This window comes from Dietzia sp. IBK-p2-16D (assembly GCF_057773085.1).
Map to the genome: position 1 here is coordinate 200791 of NZ_JBYMTL010000006.1, position 17254 is coordinate 218044.

At 70.3% G+C, this 17254-nt stretch carries 15 protein-coding genes; 5 read left to right on the forward strand and 10 right to left on the reverse strand.

Annotated features, from left to right (window positions below; all coding sequences use genetic code 11):
• Nucleotides 1-81: 81 nt before the first annotated feature.
• From AC3DE3_RS13815 to AC3DE3_RS13830, 4 genes are read right to left on the reverse strand one after another with little or no spacing between them, the layout of a single operon-like run.
• Nucleotides 82-624 carry a hypothetical protein gene (locus AC3DE3_RS13815; RefSeq protein WP_488370371.1) on the reverse strand — a complete coding sequence of 181 codons (543 nt, stop codon included), beginning with the start codon at nt 622-624 and terminating at the stop codon, nt 82-84.
• Nucleotides 621-1586 (reverse strand): hypothetical protein, encoded by a 966-nt coding sequence (locus AC3DE3_RS13820; protein WP_488370372.1) that lies wholly within the window; start codon nt 1584-1586, stop codon nt 621-623. Before AC3DE3_RS13820 ends, AC3DE3_RS13815 begins: the two co-directional genes overlap by 4 nt.
• Nucleotides 1564-2436: a hypothetical protein gene (locus tag AC3DE3_RS13825; protein ID WP_488370373.1), complete on the reverse strand. Its 873-nt coding sequence runs from the start codon at nt 2434-2436 to the stop codon at nt 1564-1566. The genes AC3DE3_RS13820 and AC3DE3_RS13825 overlap by 23 nt, the downstream gene beginning before the upstream one ends.
• 10 nt (nt 2437-2446) lie before the next feature.
• Entirely contained in the window at nt 2447-2740 is a 294-nt protein-coding gene (locus tag AC3DE3_RS13830; protein WP_488370374.1) for a hypothetical protein, read from the reverse strand.
• Nucleotides 2741-3030: 290 nt separating this feature from the next.
• Between AC3DE3_RS13830 and AC3DE3_RS13835 the strand changes: the two genes are divergently transcribed.
• Complete coding sequence (locus AC3DE3_RS13835) at nt 3031-3930, forward strand: hypothetical protein (RefSeq protein ID WP_488370376.1); 900 nt, start codon at nt 3031-3033, stop codon at nt 3928-3930.
• A 23-nt stretch (nt 3931-3953) separates the two neighbouring features.
• On the opposite strand, the gene AC3DE3_RS13840 is transcribed toward AC3DE3_RS13835, so the two are convergent.
• Together AC3DE3_RS13840 and AC3DE3_RS13845 are read right to left on the reverse strand one after the other, a co-directional pair.
• Entirely contained in the window at nt 3954-5099 is a 1146-nt protein-coding gene (locus tag AC3DE3_RS13840) for an alkaline phosphatase family protein (protein WP_488370377.1), read from the reverse strand.
• Between the two features lie 102 nt (nt 5100-5201).
• Nucleotides 5202-6863 carry an HNH endonuclease gene (locus AC3DE3_RS13845; RefSeq protein ID WP_488370378.1) on the reverse strand — a complete coding sequence of 554 codons (1662 nt, stop codon included), beginning with the start codon at nt 6861-6863 and terminating at the stop codon, nt 5202-5204.
• A gap of 329 nt (nt 6864-7192) precedes the next feature.
• On the opposite strand from AC3DE3_RS13845, the gene AC3DE3_RS13850 reads away from it, so the two are divergent.
• Nucleotides 7193-7711: a hypothetical protein gene (locus AC3DE3_RS13850; protein ID WP_488370379.1), complete on the forward strand. Its 519-nt coding sequence runs from the start codon at nt 7193-7195 to the stop codon at nt 7709-7711.
• A 69-nt stretch (nt 7712-7780) separates the two neighbouring features.
• Here the strand turns inward: AC3DE3_RS13850 and AC3DE3_RS13855 are convergent, their stop codons facing one another.
• The 4 genes from AC3DE3_RS13855 to AC3DE3_RS13870 are packed head-to-tail and all read right to left on the reverse strand — an operon-like array spanning nt 7781 to nt 13660.
• Complete coding sequence (locus tag AC3DE3_RS13855) at nt 7781-8167, reverse strand: MmcQ/YjbR family DNA-binding protein (RefSeq protein ID WP_488370380.1); 387 nt, start codon at nt 8165-8167, stop codon at nt 7781-7783.
• Entirely contained in the window at nt 8164-10755 is a 2592-nt protein-coding gene (locus tag AC3DE3_RS13860; RefSeq protein WP_488370381.1) for a GNAT family N-acetyltransferase, read from the reverse strand. The genes AC3DE3_RS13855 and AC3DE3_RS13860 overlap by 4 nt, the downstream gene beginning before the upstream one ends.
• Nucleotides 10752-12122, reverse strand: coding sequence for a lysine N(6)-hydroxylase/L-ornithine N(5)-oxygenase family protein (locus AC3DE3_RS13865; RefSeq protein WP_260487175.1), 1371 nt, complete (start codon nt 12120-12122; stop codon nt 10752-10754). The genes AC3DE3_RS13860 and AC3DE3_RS13865 overlap by 4 nt, the downstream gene beginning before the upstream one ends.
• Nucleotides 12119-13660 (reverse strand): pyridoxal phosphate-dependent decarboxylase family protein, encoded by a 1542-nt coding sequence (locus tag AC3DE3_RS13870; protein WP_488370382.1) that lies wholly within the window; start codon nt 13658-13660, stop codon nt 12119-12121. Before AC3DE3_RS13870 ends, AC3DE3_RS13865 begins: the two co-directional genes overlap by 4 nt.
• A 223-nt stretch (nt 13661-13883) precedes the next feature.
• Between AC3DE3_RS13870 and AC3DE3_RS13875 the strand changes: the two genes are divergently transcribed.
• The 3 genes from AC3DE3_RS13875 to AC3DE3_RS13885 all read left to right on the forward strand — a co-directional run bounded on the left by AC3DE3_RS13875 (nt 13884) and on the right by AC3DE3_RS13885 (nt 17223).
• A complete protein-coding gene (locus tag AC3DE3_RS13875; RefSeq protein WP_488370383.1) occupies nt 13884-14990 on the forward strand; it encodes an iron-siderophore ABC transporter substrate-binding protein in 1107 nt (368 codons plus the stop codon).
• A 95-nt stretch (nt 14991-15085) separates the two neighbouring features.
• A complete protein-coding gene (locus AC3DE3_RS13880) occupies nt 15086-16147 on the forward strand; it encodes a FecCD family ABC transporter permease (protein WP_488370385.1) in 1062 nt (353 codons plus the stop codon).
• Nucleotides 16144-17223, forward strand: a complete 1080-nt coding sequence (locus tag AC3DE3_RS13885; protein ID WP_260487179.1) for a FecCD family ABC transporter permease — start codon at nt 16144-16146, stop codon at nt 17221-17223. Before AC3DE3_RS13880 ends, AC3DE3_RS13885 begins: the two co-directional genes overlap by 4 nt.
• Nucleotides 17224-17254 lie beyond the last annotated feature (31 nt).

Consider the following 17254-nt stretch of genomic DNA (forward strand, 5'->3'; position numbering starts at 1 on the left):
TCACGCATGCCTCCGACCGTAATAACGCAGGGCGGCCTCCGCATCCGGTAGACGTGGCCACCGGCTCGCCGCGGTCGGAGGTCAATCCAGTGCGCGTAAGACCTCCGCATGACTCGTCAACTGGTCGGCGAATGTCGTCACAACCACCTGGCGCAGTACCGTCGCCCCACCTCCCGATTCGCAGGCGGTGTCTCCGCTGACGACTCCTTCGCCGCTGTCGCCTCCGTCGTCGCGCCACACGGTGGCGATCGTGGAGGCTGTGAGTTCATGGTCGCCCACGCGGAACTCGCCCAGGGTGTCCGCGACCCACCGGCCTCGGGCATCCTTCACCCGCTGTGTCGCCCGTAGCCGCCACCCGCCGAGAACCGCCGCAGTATCGGCGAGCCTGTCGAGGACCGTCGTGCAGTCCACAGCCGGTCTGATCCTCGCAGTGGAGACCACGACCGTCGGTTGGAAACCCTCCCTGCCCAGGCCCGGGTGCACCCACACCGCGGCGTTGCCGACCGGTTCGTTCTGCTCGACCAACCGCCAGCCGTCGCCGGGGTCGAGGCTTCTCAGTGACGGCTCCTCCAGCGGTTCGAGGACGCAGCCGTGAATCTGCAGGAATTCTGGGAGCGTCGTCATCGGGCGCTTTCCTCGCCGGCGCGGATGATCTCTCCGGTACCGCGCTCCCAGCGGTCCCCGACGCGCATCTTCCGGCGGGTGTTCCATCCCGGACCGACGAACAGTTCAGCACCCCAGGGCGTGGCCAGCAGCGGACGCAGCTCTGGGTTCTCGATCAGCAGGTAAATGGCATTGATCAGGGTATTGGGGTCGATCTTGTACCCGGAGCAATCGATATTGATCACGTCGACGCCGTTGAACCGGAATCGCTTCCCCCTTCCGCGGCTCGGGACCTCGTCTCGCACCGACACCTGTACCCCGGCCCGTAGGTTGCGCCTGTTCGCGTAGTAAATCCGGGAGCCGCCGCCGTGCTTGAGGTTCGCGTCGCCGATCGCCCTGACGTCGAGTACCTCTGTCCACGGAATGGTCGTGCGGAAGCGCCCGCGGTGGTGTTCCAACCCTTCCGGGGTGAAACGCAGTAGGTGCCGATGCCCGGCGAGGAGAAACGACAACAGAACGAATCCGTACAACCCGACAGCCGTCACGAGCAGTCGCGGCGGTGCGAATCGTGAGCCGAGCGTCATGTGGGGTTCGAGGTACTCGAGTGCCGCGAAGGTGGCCAATGCGACAACGCCGACGAGCGTCGGTACATGGAAGCGTGCAAGGGTGACCGTGGGAATCGGTCCGGTCGGCTCCTTGAGCCGTCGGGCCGGACTGAGATAGACGAACCCACCCACGACCGGGACAAGCCCCAACAGGGAGAACATCGTGATTGCGCCGGCCAGGGACGAGACCGTTGCCCGGCCCGGATCGTGAAAGAAATCTGCGCTGGTCTCCACTCCGAGCGCGAGGAACAGCGGTGCCGACAGCACCCAGATCCACCGGGGATTCTGCGCCACGCGGTATTCCCACGCCATCTCGGCTGTGACTCCGTGGGTGGTCCTGACATGAGTCATCTGATCAGCCGCCTTCTCGCTCGTCATCGAAGTGATTCCGAATAGCGACGGTGGTGAAGTAACCGGCGCCGCTCGCCATGAGGAGTCCGAACGCGGCGCCCGCGACAGTCCCGGCACCGGGGATGAAACTGCCGGCCGCAGCGCCCACGAACAACCCCGCGACCAGTCCGCCGCCCTCGGCGGCGAGCGTCTCCGACATCCGCTCGTCGTCCGGTGCTCCTGCGATTCCGGCGACGAACCCGAGTGCGTTCCCGAAAGGACCCAGTACTTTCGCCACGAGCCGCGTGCCCCGCAACCCATCGTCGCTCGCGTCGATGAGGGCTCCGAGCGGCTGCGTCATGGCGCCCATGACCAACCCTGCGATCGCAGTCCTCGGATCGGCGTTGTCACCGTAGAACGCAATGGACTCATTGAGGAGAGCGAGCTCCCGGGACGTCTCGACATCGAGCGAGTCGAGCGCCCGCAGCGTGGCTATGATCGACTTTCCGAGTTCGTCGAGTTCTTCCTCGACAGCAGACTCCGCAGCTGCCGGGGGCGTCACCGTCCCGTCCTCTCCGACTGCACCACCCCTCTGATGAACGGACTCCACATCCACGGCCAACCGGTCCCGGTGGAACGCCGCGGCCCGAGCGAACGACGACAACGTGTCGGCGGTACTACGCAAGTCGTCCCCGACCGCGAAGGACCTTCTCCGCAGGTCGCCGAGAGCGAGTCGCGCCGATTCGACGGAGTGACCCCGCATCTCGTCGAGTGTTCGTTCCACGTCGTCCCGCAGAAGATCCGCCACGTCGCTCGTGGTGGCGACTCCGGCACGAACCGCGGTCAGTTGCGACTCGACCGCGTCCAGTCGCCAGGAGAGGGCCTCGCTCAGGCGCACGGACACCGGGTCACCTCCCGCCGAAGGTCGTCGCGTTGTGGACATCCGAGTCGACGATCGCGTCGGTAGCGTTCCGAAGTCGGTCTGCTGCCGCGGACAGGTCGGAGCTCAGCCTGTCGGTCGACTCGCCCAACCGGGAGGCGAGTTTGCGCGTGACGGCAGCGACCCTGCTCTCTCCCAGGACAGCGGCCGCGGCCGTGAGCGAGACCTCCGGTGCGATCTCACCGACGTCGACGCAGTATCCATCGATCCGCCCGGCCAGATCGTGCAATTCGACCGGTGCGACGTGCAGCGGCCCGGTCATCGCGAGCCCCGCTTCGACGACAATGCGTCCCCGAACCGGTTCAGCTCATCCCGGTGCGAGCGCACTGGAGGTGTGGTCGTCCTCGTCGTCGTCTTCATACCCGCCCTGCTGTCGTGATGGCCGTACCCCGGCGCTGTTTCATTCCTGCAACCTGTATGACGCGCGGGGCGTGACGGCTGGTTCCGCGCCGGGCCGAACCGAATCGAAGATTCTTCGACGCCGAGCCGAATAAAGTAACCACCATTCAGATCGGATAGGTCGGTTACCCGGCCCCGTCAACGGTGGTGACCATGAGTAGTCCGCCCAACGGATCTGGCTGGAGCGACGACGGATGGGGGCACGCCCCGTATGGAACACCTCCGTCGGTCCCGCGACGCAGCCCACTGGTCTGGGCGACGGGGGTGCTCATCGTGGTACTGCTGATCGCCCTCGCAGGCATCGTCGGGTACCTCCTCGCATCCGACGAACACCGGCCGGTTGCAGCCCCTGCCCCCAGGTCGACCACCATCGAGCCCTCGACGCCGCGGACCACCCCCACGGGTTCGAACGAGGACGGCGTGCCGATCTCCCCGGCTGGAGTGACCGCCTGCGACCCCGACGAAATCTCGGGCGAAGCGGGAATAGCCCGTCGAAATGTGAACATCGACCGATGTCTGGGCGACTGGGCGCTCGCCCACGTCTATGTTCCGCCCGGCGAACCGGCCGGCGACACGCAGTACATCGTCGGCCGCGTCGACGGGGCATGGAGCCGGTACACCAGCATTCCCTCGGGTATCTGCGCAGACGACGCGGAGAGTGACGGGATGCCCGCCGAACTGTCGCGGCTTCTCGACGAGTGCCCGCGATCAGAGGTGTCGACGGGAGACCTCGGCCTGTCCACGCCCATGACGAGGCCACTCTGCGACGGGCGGGGGATCGTGGTGCTCTACTCCGCCGTCACCCCCGGCGCCTATGCACAGGAGATCTCCTCCGCACTGGCCACGTACCCCGGATCGTCGTACCTCCGCACGGACATGGCGTGCCCGTCGCTGCGCCCCCGGGACGAGAACGGCAACGTCATCTACGCGGTCTACCAGCCGTCTGGTTATACGAGGCAGGAGCTGTGCGGCGACGTGCGGGCAGCGGGCCCGCCGGCCTACGGGCGATGGCTGGACACAACTAGTGATCCGTCCGCCCTCGTGAGCTGCTGAACCCGCGACGGGCCGGACAGTAGTTATCGCACGAGAAGTGGGATGTGCTGCTCGGCCGCGGTGTTGGCCCCGTGATGACCGAGAAGGGAGGATTCCATCTTCTCGAGTTGTGGCCGCGCGAGAATAACGCCGCCGGTCGCGATGGCGATGACGTCCCCGAGGCGGTCGGCGTGGTCGCGGTCTGGGCCGAAAAGCTGCTCGACGAGGGCCTGCTCGCGGCTGATGACCCGGGCGAGGTCGGTCAATTGTGCCCGCCACGAGTGCAGGACGTCCCGCGCCGCCCCGTGGCGGGCATAGACATGACGAACCCGGGCCTCCCCGGCCACTGCCTCGACGTCGGTGAGGAGCGCTGGGGTCGCGTCGATGTCGATCACGGTCTCAGCGGCGACCATTCCGTGGTCCGCCGTCAGCAGGAGCTTGCAGTCGCGGGGGAGATCGGTGGCGAGGTCCGTGACGAACTTGTCCACTTCGCGCAGGGACTGAAGCCACTGGGATGATCCCGGGCCGTGGATATGGCCGATGAGGTCGAGGTCGCCGAAGTAGGCGTATGCGAATCGTCGGGCGCGGGACGGCTGACTGAAGGTGTCCAGGATTCCCTGGCGGATCTCGTCAAGTGAGTTCGCCGGGAGGTAGTCGCCTCCCGCCCGGAACGCCGCTCGGGTCAGGCCGGAATCACGGAAGTCCTCACGCATGACGTAGGTGACATCGACCCCGTCGGCTGCCAACAACTCGAGCAGGCTCGGCTGTTGCTGGACCTGCCGGGGCGGGAAGCGATCCAACGCCGAGGGGCCGCTTGACGACTCGAGAGTCCACCGCAGCGGATTGAACGACGTCGGTGGGGCGCCGGAGTCGTCTGACATGCGGAAGCTGTATCCCACGATGCCGTGCTTGGAGCAGGGGGCGCCCACCGCGAGGCTCGTCAAACTCGTGGCCGTCGTCGCGGGGAACCCGGCAGAGATCATTCGGTTGGTCGTCGCCGCGAGGGTGGGAGCCGCCTCGGCGTGCTGGCGGATGAGTTCGGCCCCCAGGCCATCGATGAGTACGAGCACCGCATCGCTCGTGGGGGCTATCTCCAGCGGGCTGCGGAAGCCGGTACCCAAGGCGGCGGCGATCGACGGCATGACATCGGCGAGCGAATTCTCGGACGGGCTGGTCGGGATCGCGATCATGTCCTCACCATCCCCCAAGTCCCGCGGGTCGGGGGAGATACGCGACTGATGGGCGACTGCATCTCATGGCGGGGCCCGACTGCCCGGCTTCCGGCTGCGTCGTTAGAAGGGTGGTGGGTCGATGATGTCGTCGAGGCGTTGGCGGTGGTGGTCGAGTAGGAGGGTGCGGATGCCGAATTCGATGGCGCTGGCGTGTGGGGCGTTGCGGTCCCACCAGCGGCTGGACTCGGCCGGTGGGGTGGGGATCGTGTCGGTGGTGGCGGCGGTGTCCCCTGTTGCGGTGCGGGCACGTTCGGTGCGGTGGCGGGCGGCGCGGCGGGACCAGTAGGTCGGTTCGGCGTCGGCCCGTTCGTCGCCGGTGGGGTGGGGGGTGCGGCGTTGCTGACGGGCCCAGGCGCGGGTCTCGGTGTGGGCGTGTTCGCGTCGGTAGTCGGCCAGTGGGCCGGAGGGGCGGGTGAGCATGGTCGAGCCCTCGGGGGTGGTCACGGTCAGGGTGCCGTCGGGGTGGAGGTGGTAGCGCCAGTCGGAGAAGGTCTTGAACCGGTGGTGGCGCCGGCACATCGCGGCGAGGTTGGCCTCGGTGGTGTGCCCGCCACGCTCGGGGTCGGTGTGATCGAACGGCACCACATGGTCCAGATCACAGGCCTCGGCCGGGATCGCGCAGCCGGGGTGGCGGCAGGTGCCGTCGCGCAGTCGGATGCGGCGGGCCAGGTCGGCGCCGGGCCGATAGGTCAGGGCGGCCCGGGCGTCGTCGGCGGCCCCGATCCGGGGATCGACGGCCTCAAACGTGGCCCCGTCGCTGGTGGCGAGCATGTCGAGCAGGGACTGCAGGGCGGCCTGGCCGGTGCGGGCGAACTCCACCCGGGCTCCGCCGTCGTCGCGGGCGTGATTGCCGGTGGCGATGACGGTGACCCGTGGCCGCAACGGCGCCACCCCGGCACCCGCGATGGCGGACTGGCCCGCGGCACCCGGCTGGCCGGGGTGGGCTGCAGTGTCGGAGCCGTTGCGGGCGCCGCCTGGGCCGACGTCGCCGCACACCAGAGACATCAACGCGTCGGCGCGGCGTTCGGCCAGGGAGTAATCGTCGACCTCACCGGCGGCCTCACCATCACCGTCGCCATCGCGGGCGTTGGCGGCGGCGTCGGCGGCAGCTGCGGCGTCGGTGGCCCGGTGGTCGGCGACGCGGTGGTCGAGGGCCTCGGCCAGGACGGCGGCCTCTTCGGTTGCCAGGATCGCCGAGATGGTGGACATGCCGTCGATGCCTTTGTTCACGCGTACCCCGCGGGTGCGGGCGGCTTCCTGGCGGCGCAGGCGGATGCCATTGGCGTCGTAGCCGGCGATGATGGCATCGACGTTGCTGCGGATGACTTTCTCGCCCAGGCGGATCCCGCCCTCGATCGCGGCGAGGTACTCGTCGACGACCTGTTGCTGCACCAGATCCAGCACGTCGACGTGGACGGTGGCCATCTGGGAGGCGAGCACCTCGGCGGCGCGCTGGTCCAGACGCCCCTGCGCCATCGCGGTCAGGATCGCCGGGTACCGGGTGTGCAGGTCGAAGGCGAAGGAGATCATGGTGGTGGCCCGCCGGGACGAGATCGCCATCGCCGCGACCACGTACCCGGTCGCGACGTCGATGGGATCGACCACCGCATGCCCGGGTCGGCATTCACCGGCGCCCGCCCCGGACTCCTCCCGGCGCTGGCATTCGAGGAACAACTCGTAACACGCCACGAACCGGCGTGCCGCCGCACGATTCTCGCCCATCCAACCCGCACGCACCGCCGCCCGCAGACCCGACAACAAACTCGAGGCACCGGGAGAACCAGACGAACCGGGCGAGGCGGGGGAGGCGGGGCCAGCGGCCGCGCGATCCGCGTCCTCCTGCATCCACCCACCCCCTCCGTCGTCGCTAACCCGGCATCGAACTTGTGTTCTAGTATACGAAAGTAGGTTCGCACCGGCAAGGGTCACTTCAGAGGATCTTGGTGCAGGGGCTCCGGAGCAACGGGAGCCCACCTCGGCCTGATCTGTGGTCCACTCTTTTTTATCGTTCGGGGTGAATGCCCCGTGGACCCACACCTCGGAGGCGTTCCATGTCCAAGACTCTTGCCTGTGCCGGAGCGGTCGCTGCCGCGCTAGTCGTCATGTCGACGGGAGCCGCAACTGCGCAGAGTTCAGGCGCAACCAGCTCGAACTCCTTCACGGGATCGTCCGAGACCGAGGGCGACTACCTCGGTGAGGCAGGCGAGCTGCTGCCGGGTTCCGTGACGGGGTCGTTGCCCGGTTACGCCTCCGGTCCGCTGGGGTCCACCGCCACGCTCGCGTGCAACATCGGGTCCGCGGTCGGCGCCGCCGCCAACCTGATGGGGGCGCCGTTGCAGGTTCCGGTCGGCGTGGTCTGCATGGTGCTCAACCCGGTGGCCGCGTCTGCGGATTCACTGCTCAAGGGTGACGTCGCGGGCTCCGTGGGTGCCGTGGTCTCAGGCGTGCCGCTGGTCGGCAACTCGCTCGAGGATCAACTGGACACAGGGTCGGCCACCGAGTCGGTGGAAGGTTCTGTGGGCGATCGGCTCGGCTCTCTCGCCGAGACCTCGCTGACGCCGGGGAACTGAGACGCGCCCCGCCCCGCGCCCGACCGAGGGGCGAGGGGCCGGGTGAATCCCGGGTAGGGGTGCCGGAAGCTACCGCTGCCCGCGGCCGAACGCGTGCGGCTCGACGGGCTGCTGCGTCCTGGGCAGGCCGGCGACCACGAGCCGATAGGACTCGGTGACCAGCTCGGACACCATGTCCGCGTCCAGGGATCCGCCCGGGTGCAGCGAGATCCAGTGCCGCTTGTTCATGTGGTATCCGGGCGTGATGTCGGCGTGCGCATCGCGGAGCGACATCGAATCAGACGGCAGCGCCTTGAGGATCACCTGGCGTTCGCCGTCGACGGTTGTGTGGAACATGAACATCTTCCCGCGGACCTTGAACACGTCGACGCCCGGCCCGAACGGGAACTCCAGAGTCGATGCGGGCAGTTCGCGGGCCCGCATCGCGGCGCACTTCTGGAGTTCCCGTCCGTTCACGGCGTCGACGCTACCGTCACCGCCCCGGCGTCCGGCCGGGTGTCCCGCCCCGAGTGCTCCTGCGTGTCGTTCGCGCATGACGACCCGGCGACGAGAGGGTTGGCCAGCGTCCCGGCGAACTGCAGCGACCCGGCCTGATCGGTCAGGTCCACCATCTGCCGGGTGTTCCGCAGCTGCAGTCGGTTGAGGCACGAATGTCTGAATCGCGGAGCGAACAGCGCCTCCCAGGTGGGACGGTGCACCTCGTTGTCGTCGTCGTCCTCGTTGTCGTTCCCCTTGCCACCGCGACTTCCGCCGCCGCGACCTCCCGCGCCGGGCCCCAGGGTCTCCAGGCACTGCCGCGTCTCGTCCCAGAACTGATCGGCGTCCAGCGCCCCGGCGACGTCGAGGACCGCGGCGAGGTGGCGCAGCACCCCGTCCATGACGTCGGTGTGGACGCTCAGCGCGCCGGTCTCGGCGTCCACCACGTGGCGGATCCGCTCGAGTCGCGCCGGCAGGGGGCGGTCGCGAACGACGGCCACCTCCTCGCCGATGTCCTTGAACAGCACCCGGCGCACCGTGTGGTCGGGACCCATCACCACGATGACGTTCTCGCCGTGCGGCATGAACACCAGTCCGTGCACGAGCAGGCACCGCGCCACGGGCACCACGTAGGCGTCGAGCAGCGCCCGGAGCCAGGTGCGGGCGTCCAGGCCGGACCGCTCGAGGTGTTCGACGGCGAGGGCCCGCCCGTGGAGGTCCACGTGCAGCATCGAGGCGAGCGTGACGGCCCGCTCTCCGGGAGTCAGTCGGGGCACGGGGCTCTCGCGCCAGAGTGCCGCGATCATCTTGGTGTGCGGGCCCTCGTCGGAGATCCCGGCCGCGGCCGCCCGGTGATAGGCGTCGCCGGTGTATCCCACGGCGGCGACCTCGCGCAGGATCTGGAAATCCAGCGCGCGCAACACCGGATCGGAGGCGACGACCCCGGCCACCCAGTCGTTGACCGCCGGGGTGTCGCGCATGTACTTGGGCGACAGGCCGCGGGTGAACCCCATGTTCTGCACGGCGAGAGCGGTCTTGACGTAGCCGCGCTCGGGGTGGGAGACATCGAAGAAGGTGCGCACCGACTGCTGTGGCCGGTACTCGCTGTCGGACTCGCCGAGGTGGACCAGGTCGTGGCGGGCGAGATCGGGGCCGAACGCCACCGCGACCTCGTGCTCCCACTGCCACGGGTGCACGGGCAGGATGCGGTAGTCGGCGGGGTCGAGCCCCAGTGAACGCAACCGGTCATCGCAACGCTCGAGCGTGTCGGCGCCGAACTCGTGCACATAGAGCTCATGCTCGTCGAGGCCCGCAACGGTGGCCAGATGACTGAGTCCGCGGCGGGCGGCCAGCCACACCAGCCGGACGGTCGACGGGGCCTCGGGCGTGTAACGGTGACGGTCGGACAGCCCCAGGCCCACGCGGCCGTTGTTGGCGACGAATCCGGGGTGCCCCTCGGTCATCGCGCCCTCGACCTCCTGCAGGCCCGCCTCCGCCAGCTGCTGTGCGGGGCGATCGCGATGATGTAGACAGAACGCCGCCGAGCCGAGCGTGGCCGCGATCTCCTCCAGGTAGATGCCCACGAGCGACTCGGGGATCCCCAGGTGCGGCGCGAGGGAGATGACCAGTTCCTGTGCGTCCGGTTCGGTCGGGGCGCCGTCGACCTCGCGGCGCAGCGTGGCCTCGTCGATCGCCCAGTGCTCCAGCGGCAACACCCGCGCTCGAAACGTCCACCGCTCGTCGCCGGCGCGCACCTCGTAGGTGTCGGGGCCGGCGTCGGTGTCGGTGTCGGTATCGGTGGTGCGGACGGGCGCCAGGAGTCGTTCATGGGAGAACTCGGCCAGCGCCTTGGCACAGAGGTGGCGGTGCGCGCGGCGCATTGCGTGACCGGTGAGATGGGCGTGGGCGTGGATGCCGGTCGGCGACGGCAGCGCCGGGAACGGGGTCGACGACGAGACCGACCTCGTCACGCGGCCGAGCTCCGAACCGCGGAACTCGTCGGCGCTACAGATGGAGAGCAGTGCCGTCTTGTCGGGCAGGTCGACGGGGCCGTCCTCGCGAAAGCCGGCGCGGGCGTTGAGCCGGTGCACGGCGGTGTTCCGGATGTCGGGCTCCACCACGACCCGGCGGGCCGGTGAGTTCCCGGACAACGGCACCTCGAACGCGGTCGCGCAGATCGCACCCATCACGGCCGCGGAGGTCCCGGGTACCGGGGTGCGGGTCGGCGCGACGAGGAGGTGCATCCCGAGATCGCCGGGCTCGTGCGGGTATCGACCGACGAGTTCTACGGCGGCCGGGTCGTAGAACACCGCCAGGCCCACGCGCAGGCCGTCGATGCGCACCATGTGCAACGACCGGTGCTGACTCGCCGACCAGTCGGACAGGAACGCCTCGACCTGCGTCGGGGTCGTGCCCCGCAGTCCCCAGTAGGCCGAACCGGGGTGATCGAACCAGGCGTGGAGGGTGTGGACGGTGTCGGCGTCGAGGGTCAGGGACTCGAGCGTGACCAACCCGGCGGGGGAGTGGAACGTGCTGGTGCAGGTGGTGCTGGTGCGGGTGGGGCTCATCGTGCCTCCTGGTGCCGGGCGGCGGGGGCGCCGAACTGCTGGAATGCGATCGAGGACTCGATCGGGTAGACCTCGCGGCCGCAGATGCCGCGCAGGATGATGCTGTTGCGCATCGCGCCCATGCCCAGGTCCGGGGCGGTGAGCCCGTGGGTGTGCTCCTCGGCGTTCTGGACGTGGATGAACGAGTGCGCGCGATCGACCGTGTGGTCGCGGGCCACGCGGTAGCGGCCCCGCTCGTCCCGGTCGATCTCGTCGGCGATCCCGTCGAGGAACCGCGGCGGCGTGGGGGAGTAGCCCGTCGCCAGGACGAGCCCCTCCGTGTGGTGGGTCCACGGCCTGCCCGTGTCGGTGCAGTGCAGGTCCAGGCGCAGGGCGGCACCGGTGGCGGGGTCGGCCTCCCGGCGGGCACCGTCGAGGGCCGTGGCGGCCGCCAGCAGCCCGGTGCCGAGGCCCTGCACCGAGCGGCGGTAGAGCAGGTCGTGGATCTGGTTGATCAGCTCGGCATCGATGCCCTTGTACAGCGAGCGCTGCTCCCGCAGCATCCGGTCTCGTCGGTCCGGGGGCAGCGCGTGGAAGTGGTCGATGTACTCCGGCGAGGTCATCTCGAGCGTGAGCTTGGTGTACTCCATCGGGAAGAACCGCGGCGAGCGGGTCACCCAGTCGATCCGCGGGCCGGCCGCCCCGGTGGCGGACAGCAGATCGTGGTAGATCTCCGCAGCCGACTGGCCACTGCCCACCACGGTCACCGACCCGAGTGAGAGCAGATCCTCCCGCCGGTGGAGGTAGTCGGAGGCGTGGAGAGCCACGGTGTCGCCACCGTCGAGCGGGTCCACCTCGATCGGCGTCCAGGGCGTGGTGCCGATCCCCAGCACCAGGTGTCGGGCGCGATAGGTCTCGGTGCCCTCGGAGGTGATGGCGGTGACCCGGTAGACGGGGGACTCGTCGTCGTTCCCCTCTTCCCGTCGGACGTCGACCACCTCCCGTCCCCACCGCACTCCGCGGACCCGGTCCGCGGCCCATCGGCAGTAGGCGTCGTACTCGGCACGGAGCGGTTGGAAGTCTTCACGGATGTAGAAGGGATACAGGCGCCCGATCTCTTTGAGGTACGCGAGGAACGAGTACGGCGATGTGGGGTCGGCCAACGTGACCAGGTCGGCGAGGAACGGGACCTGGATGGTGGCGTCGTCGAACATGAGCCCGTGGTGCCAGGCGAAGCCATCGCGGGCGTCGAGGAAGACCGCGTCGAGTCCGAGTGGTTCGGACAGGCAGGCCAGGCCGAGGTTGAACGGCCCGATACCGACGCCGAGCAGGTCGTGGACGTGCTCGGGGTGCGGGGGTCTCCGGGCGTGGTGGGCGCTCGCGCTCATGTCAGTACCCCCGCGGTCGTGGCCTGTCGCATCCCCTCGGCGAGGTAGCTCGCGGCGTCACGGACATCGGCCAGTACGGCGTCCACGTCCTCGTCGCGCAGGTACGGGTCGAGCACGGTCAACTTGAGGCAGGGCCTGCCGTCCACCACCGTCGCCGCGACCACGGAACGGCCCTCCGCGAACAGCGCGTCGCGGACGGGACGTACGAGGGCGTCGGACTCGTCGCCGGCGACCGCAGCGGGGCGGGGTCGGAACAGCACGGTCGACAGGTCGGGGCGGCGCACCAGCTCGAGTTCCGGGTCGGCGTCGATCGTCCGGCCGATCCGGGCGGCGACGTCGATCGCTCCGTCGAGCAAGCGGCCGATGCCGTCGGCGCCCATCACCCGCAGCGTCATCCACAGTTTGAGGGCGTCGAAACGGCGGGTGGTCTGCAGGGACTTGTCCACTGCGTGGTCCTCGCCGTCGGCGGGGTTGAGGTAGTCGGCGCTCACGGTGGAGTGGCGGAAGCCCGAACCGTCGCGCAACAGCAGCGCCGAGGCGGCCACCGGCAGGAAGAAGGTCTTGTGGAAGTCCACCGTCACCGAATCGGCGAGCTCGATCCCGTCGAGCAGGTCCCGGCGCGTGGGGGAGACCAGGAGCCCGCCGCCGTAGGCCGCATCGACGTGTAGCCAGACGTCGTGGCGGCGGCAGATCCCACCGACCTCCCGCAGTGGGTCGATCGCTCCGTGGTCGGTCGTACCGGCCAGCGCGACGACCGCCGCGACCTCGTCCCCGGCGTCGGTCAGTGCGGACAGGGTCCGGTCCAGGGTCGCGGGGTCCATGCGATCGCCGTCGCCGGGCAGGGTGATGACGGCGTCCGGCGCGAGTCCCAGCAGGCGGGCCGCCTTGACCACGCTGAGGTGGGCGTGTTCGCCGGTGACGATGCGCAGGCGCGACAGTCGCGCGCCCCGATCGGAGGCCCCGTCGCTACCGGTGCGCCGCCCGGGCCCCGGCCTGCTGAGGCGGTCCTCCCTGGCGGTGAACAGACCCTGCAGGTTGGAGGCCGTACCACCGGTGGTGAACACGCCGTCAGGACCGGCGCCGCGTGTCCGGTGGGAGTCGTCCGGGTGGTCGGGGGTGTCTTCGGAGGACGCGAACCCGATGAGGCCGGTGACCCAGTCGATGAGCCTCTGCTCGATCAGGCATGCCGAGGTGCCCTGGTCCCACGTCTCGACTGCGGTGTTCACCGACGTCGCCAGCGTTTCGGCGGCGACGGCGGGGATGGTGATCGGGCAGTTGAGATGGGCGAGGTAGCGCGGGTGGTGGTAGCCGACCGCATGGTCGAGGTACAGGCAGCGGACTTCGTCGAGCGCCTTGTCCAGTGTGCCCAGGGGTGTGGTGAGGTCGACGGCGGCGGTCTGGGCGGCCAGCGTCGCCGGTGACACGGACGAGCGGGGTGTGGTCCGACCGACGAGATAGCGATTCACCTCGGCGGCCGCGGCCGCGAGGGCGGCGGCGTGGGCCTCCCGGTTTCGACTGCCCAACAACGGATCGTTCACGGGTACTCCGACCTACTCGGGGAATTCGGTACGGCGCACGCTATGCAGGCTAGCCTTACCTAAGCAACCGTTGGGTGATATGAATCACTCACTGATACAGGCGAGCTGGAAACCTTCGGCGTAGCTGTTGCGTTGGGGGTCATTTCGCCCCTACTGTGGCGCCCACCAAGGTAAGCCATGCCTAAGTCGCCTGGGCGACGTTCCCACAGCAGATGGAGACCCGATGACCGCACCTGCCGCACGCTCCCGGCTGACCCTCGCCCGACCCGGGGCGCCCGAGCGCCGGCGGGCCCGGGCGATGCTGGTCGTCCTCGCGGCGTTCGTCGCCCTCCTCGCGGTGCTCGCCGGCTGCTCGACCGGCGCGGTCGGCGGGTCGGGGGAGTCCGGCACGACAGGCGGCGTCGAGCGGCAGGGTGAGTTCCCCCGCACCATCACACATGCCTACGGCGAGACCGAGATCGCCGAGGCACCCCAGCGGGTGGCCACGATCTCCTGGGTCAACGCCGACGTCTCGCTGGCGCTGGGCGTCGTGCCGGTGGGGATGCCCCGCAACTCGTTCGGTGCCAACGCGGGCGGCTCCACCGACTGGTTCGACGCGGAGCTCGAGGCCGTCGGTGGCGAGATGCCCACGCTCTACTCGGAGACCGACGGGATCAACACCGAGGCGATCGCGGCCCTCGAGCCCGACCTCATCCTGGGTGCCTACTCCGGGATGACCGCGGAGGAGTACGAGACCCTCTCCAAGATCGCTCCCACGATCGCGATGCCGGAGGGAGACGTCGCGTTCGGCACCGCCTGGCAGGACTCGACCCGGCTCATCGGCGAGGCCCTCGGGCGTTCCGATGCGGCCGAGGAGCTCATCGCCGACGTCGAGGGCCAGATCGAGCAGGTCGCCTCAGACACCCCGGGCATCCGCGACACGACCTTCATCTACGGCACGGTCGACCCGGACGCCGCGGAGAAGATCTACGCCTTCACCGACGTCGACAACCGGCCCCGCTTCCTCGAGCAGCTCGGGATGGTGCAGGCACCGGTCATCGCCGAGGCCTCCAGTGGATCGCCCGACGAGTTCGCGGTGACCTGGTCGCCCGAGCGCGCCGACGAACTGGCCTCCGACATCCTCGTCACCTACGCCGCGTCCCCGGACGTCCGCCGGGCCATCGAGGCCGACCCGCTGCTCGGGCGCATCCCCGCGGTCGAGGCCGGCCGCATGGTGGTCCAGACCGACGAGCAGCAGGTGCTCTCGATCTCGGCCGCCTCGCCGCTGAGCCTGCCGTGGGCGTTGGAGAACGTCGTGCCCGACATCATCGCGGCGGCAGAGCGGGCCTGACCCCGGTGACCGGCCCCGAGACGAGCACGGTCCCGCCCGCCCCACGGGCGGGCGGATCTGCCGTGCCCGCGGGATCCGGGGCGGCGACGCCCCCCGTGCCGACGCCCCCCGTGCCGGGGCGCCGGCGTGTCGCGATCGGTACGGCGGCGTCGCTGGTGCTGCTCGCCGCGGGCGTGGCCGCGTCGTTGTTCGTGGGCGCCCGCCCCGTCGACCCCGCCGTGGTGTGGGCGGCGCTGACGGCGTTGCCCGGCCAGCTGTTCGCCGGGGACCTCTCGGCCGCCCTCGCCCCCGGATCCGGTGCCGGGATGGACGAGGTGGTGGTGGCCGCACGGGTGCCGCGCACGATCACCGCGATCCTCGTCGGCGCCGCTCTCGCGGTGGCCGGTGCCGGTCTGCAGGGCGCGACGCGCAACCCTCTCGGGGACCCGGGCCTGCTCGGACTGACCGCGGGCGCCGCGCTCGGTGTGGTGCTCGGCCTGGCCCTGGCGCCGGCCGCGGGCCCGTCCGCCGTCGCCGTGTTCGCCGTCGTCGGTGCCCTGACCGCCGGAATGGTGGTGGTGGCCGCCGGCAGACTCGGCGCCGACTCCGGCACCGGGCTCGTCCTCGCCGGGGCCGCAGTCACCGCGGGCTGCACCGCGGTCACCTCATCCCTGGTCATCGCCCTCCCGGGCGTTCTCGACCGGTTCCGCTTCTGGGGTCTGGGCTCGGTCGCCCGTGCGGCCGCCCCCGAGATCGGCGCCACCGCGCCGTTGATTCTCCTGGGGCTCATACTGGTCCTGGCCGGGGCCGCTACCCTCGATGCCCTCGCGCTGGGGGACGACCTGGCCCGGGGACTGGGCGTGGGACCCGTCGCCGGGCGCGCCGTTGTCCTCGCCGGCGTCGTGATCCTGTCCGGGGTCGCCACGGCGCTCGCCGGCCCCATCGTTTTCCTCGGACTGCTCGTGCCGCACCTGCTCCGTCGGCTGGTCGGGGTGGGCAACCGCGTCGTCCTGGGACTGTCGGCGATCGTGGGGCCCGTGGTCCTGCTGTTCGCGGACACGGTCGGGCGAGTGATCGCCCCGCCCGGGGAGATCGCCGTCGGCGTGATGACCGTGGCGATAGGGGTGCCCTTCCTCATCGCCCTCCTGCGCGCGAACCGGGGGGTGAGCGGCTCGTGAGCCCCGACGTCCTCGACCGCTCCGCCGACCCCGCCGCCCGCGCCGACCACCCCGGGACCGAGCGGGTGGTGCGCGGTCTGTCGGCCCGCCGGCGCAGGCACGCGCTCCTCGTGATCGTCGGGCTCGGCGCCACCCTGCTGGCGGTGATGGCGGCGCGCGTGTTGCTGGGGCGCTACATGGTGACCATCCCCGACTTCATATCCATCCTCGGCGGCGCGACGATCCCCGGCGCCACGTTCGTCGTGATGGAGGACAAACTGCCGCGCGCGGTCCTCGGCGCGCTCGCCGGTCTGGCGTTCGGCGCGTCCGGGGCGTTGTTCCGTCGCGTCCTGGGCAACCCCCTGGCCAGCCCCGACATCCTCGGCATCTCCCACGGGGCCTCCGCGGGGGCCGTGGCGGGGATGACGCTGTGGGGACTGCGCGGGGTCGGGGTCGTGCCCGCCGCGCTGCTCGGGTCCGCAGCCGCGCTCGCTGTCGTCCTGGCAGCCTCCGCGGGACGGCACACCGGTATCGTCGGCCAGCGGTTCCTGCTCGGCGGCGTGGCGGTCGCCGCGCTCGGCACCGCCGTGGTCACCCAGCTCATCGCTCGAGTGCCGTTGAACGGCGCCCGGGAGGCCGCGGTGTGGACCGTCGGTTCGTTGTCCGGGGCATCGGGGGAGCGCATCGTCTGGCTCGCCGTCGCGCTGGTGGTGTTGCTCCCGCCGGGCATGTGGCTGCACGCCGCTCTCCGGCCCGCCGAGCTGGGTCCCGAGCTCGCCGTCGGGCTCGGATCGCGCCCGATCCCCACCCGCGCCGCCGCGCTCGGGGTGGGCAGCCTGCTCGCCGCCGTCGCGACGGCCGTGGCCGGCCCGCTCGCGTTCGTCGCCCTGTTGTCCACCCCGGTCGCCGCCGCGCTCGGTCGCGGGCGGCCTCACATCGGTGCGGCCGCGCTCACCGGCGCCGTGATCGTCGTGGCCGCCGACATCGTCGCCTCCGAAGCCCTGGGCACCGTCGACCTGCCCACCGGCGTGGTGACCGGTGCCCTCGGTGCCCCCGCCATGCTGTGGATCCTCCTGCGCTCGAGAAAGGTGGCCTGATGAGCATCCCCGCGCCCGTCGCCTCCGTGAC

What these genes read in the sequence shown, in the direction of transcription:
- AC3DE3_RS13815 (WP_488370371.1), bottom strand. Translation starts at nt 624, where the DNA reads ATGACGACGCTCCCAGAATTCCTGCAGATTCACGGCTGCGTCCTCGAA.
- AC3DE3_RS13860 (WP_488370381.1), bottom strand. Translation starts at nt 10,755, where the DNA reads ATGAGCCCCACCCGCACCAGCACCACCTGCACCAGCACGTTCCACTCC.
- AC3DE3_RS13820 (WP_488370372.1), bottom strand. Translation starts at nt 1,586, where the DNA reads ATGACGAGCGAGAAGGCGGCTGATCAGATGACTCATGTCAGGACCACC.
- AC3DE3_RS13850 (WP_488370379.1), top strand. Translation starts at nt 7,193, where the DNA reads ATGTCCAAGACTCTTGCCTGTGCCGGAGCGGTCGCTGCCGCGCTAGTC.
- AC3DE3_RS13830 (WP_488370374.1), bottom strand. Translation starts at nt 2,740, where the DNA reads ATGACCGGGCCGCTGCACGTCGCACCGGTCGAATTGCACGATCTGGCC.
- AC3DE3_RS13835 (WP_488370376.1), top strand. Translation starts at nt 3,031, where the DNA reads ATGAGTAGTCCGCCCAACGGATCTGGCTGGAGCGACGACGGATGGGGG.
- AC3DE3_RS13845 (WP_488370378.1), bottom strand. Translation starts at nt 6,863, where the DNA reads ATGGGCGAGAATCGTGCGGCGGCACGCCGGTTCGTGGCGTGTTACGAG.
- AC3DE3_RS13865 (WP_260487175.1), bottom strand. Translation starts at nt 12,122, where the DNA reads ATGAGCGCGAGCGCCCACCACGCCCGGAGACCCCCGCACCCCGAGCAC.
- AC3DE3_RS13840 (WP_488370377.1), bottom strand. Translation starts at nt 5,099, where the DNA reads ATGATCGCGATCCCGACCAGCCCGTCCGAGAATTCGCTCGCCGATGTC.
- AC3DE3_RS13875 (WP_488370383.1), top strand. Translation starts at nt 13,884, where the DNA reads ATGACCGCACCTGCCGCACGCTCCCGGCTGACCCTCGCCCGACCCGGG.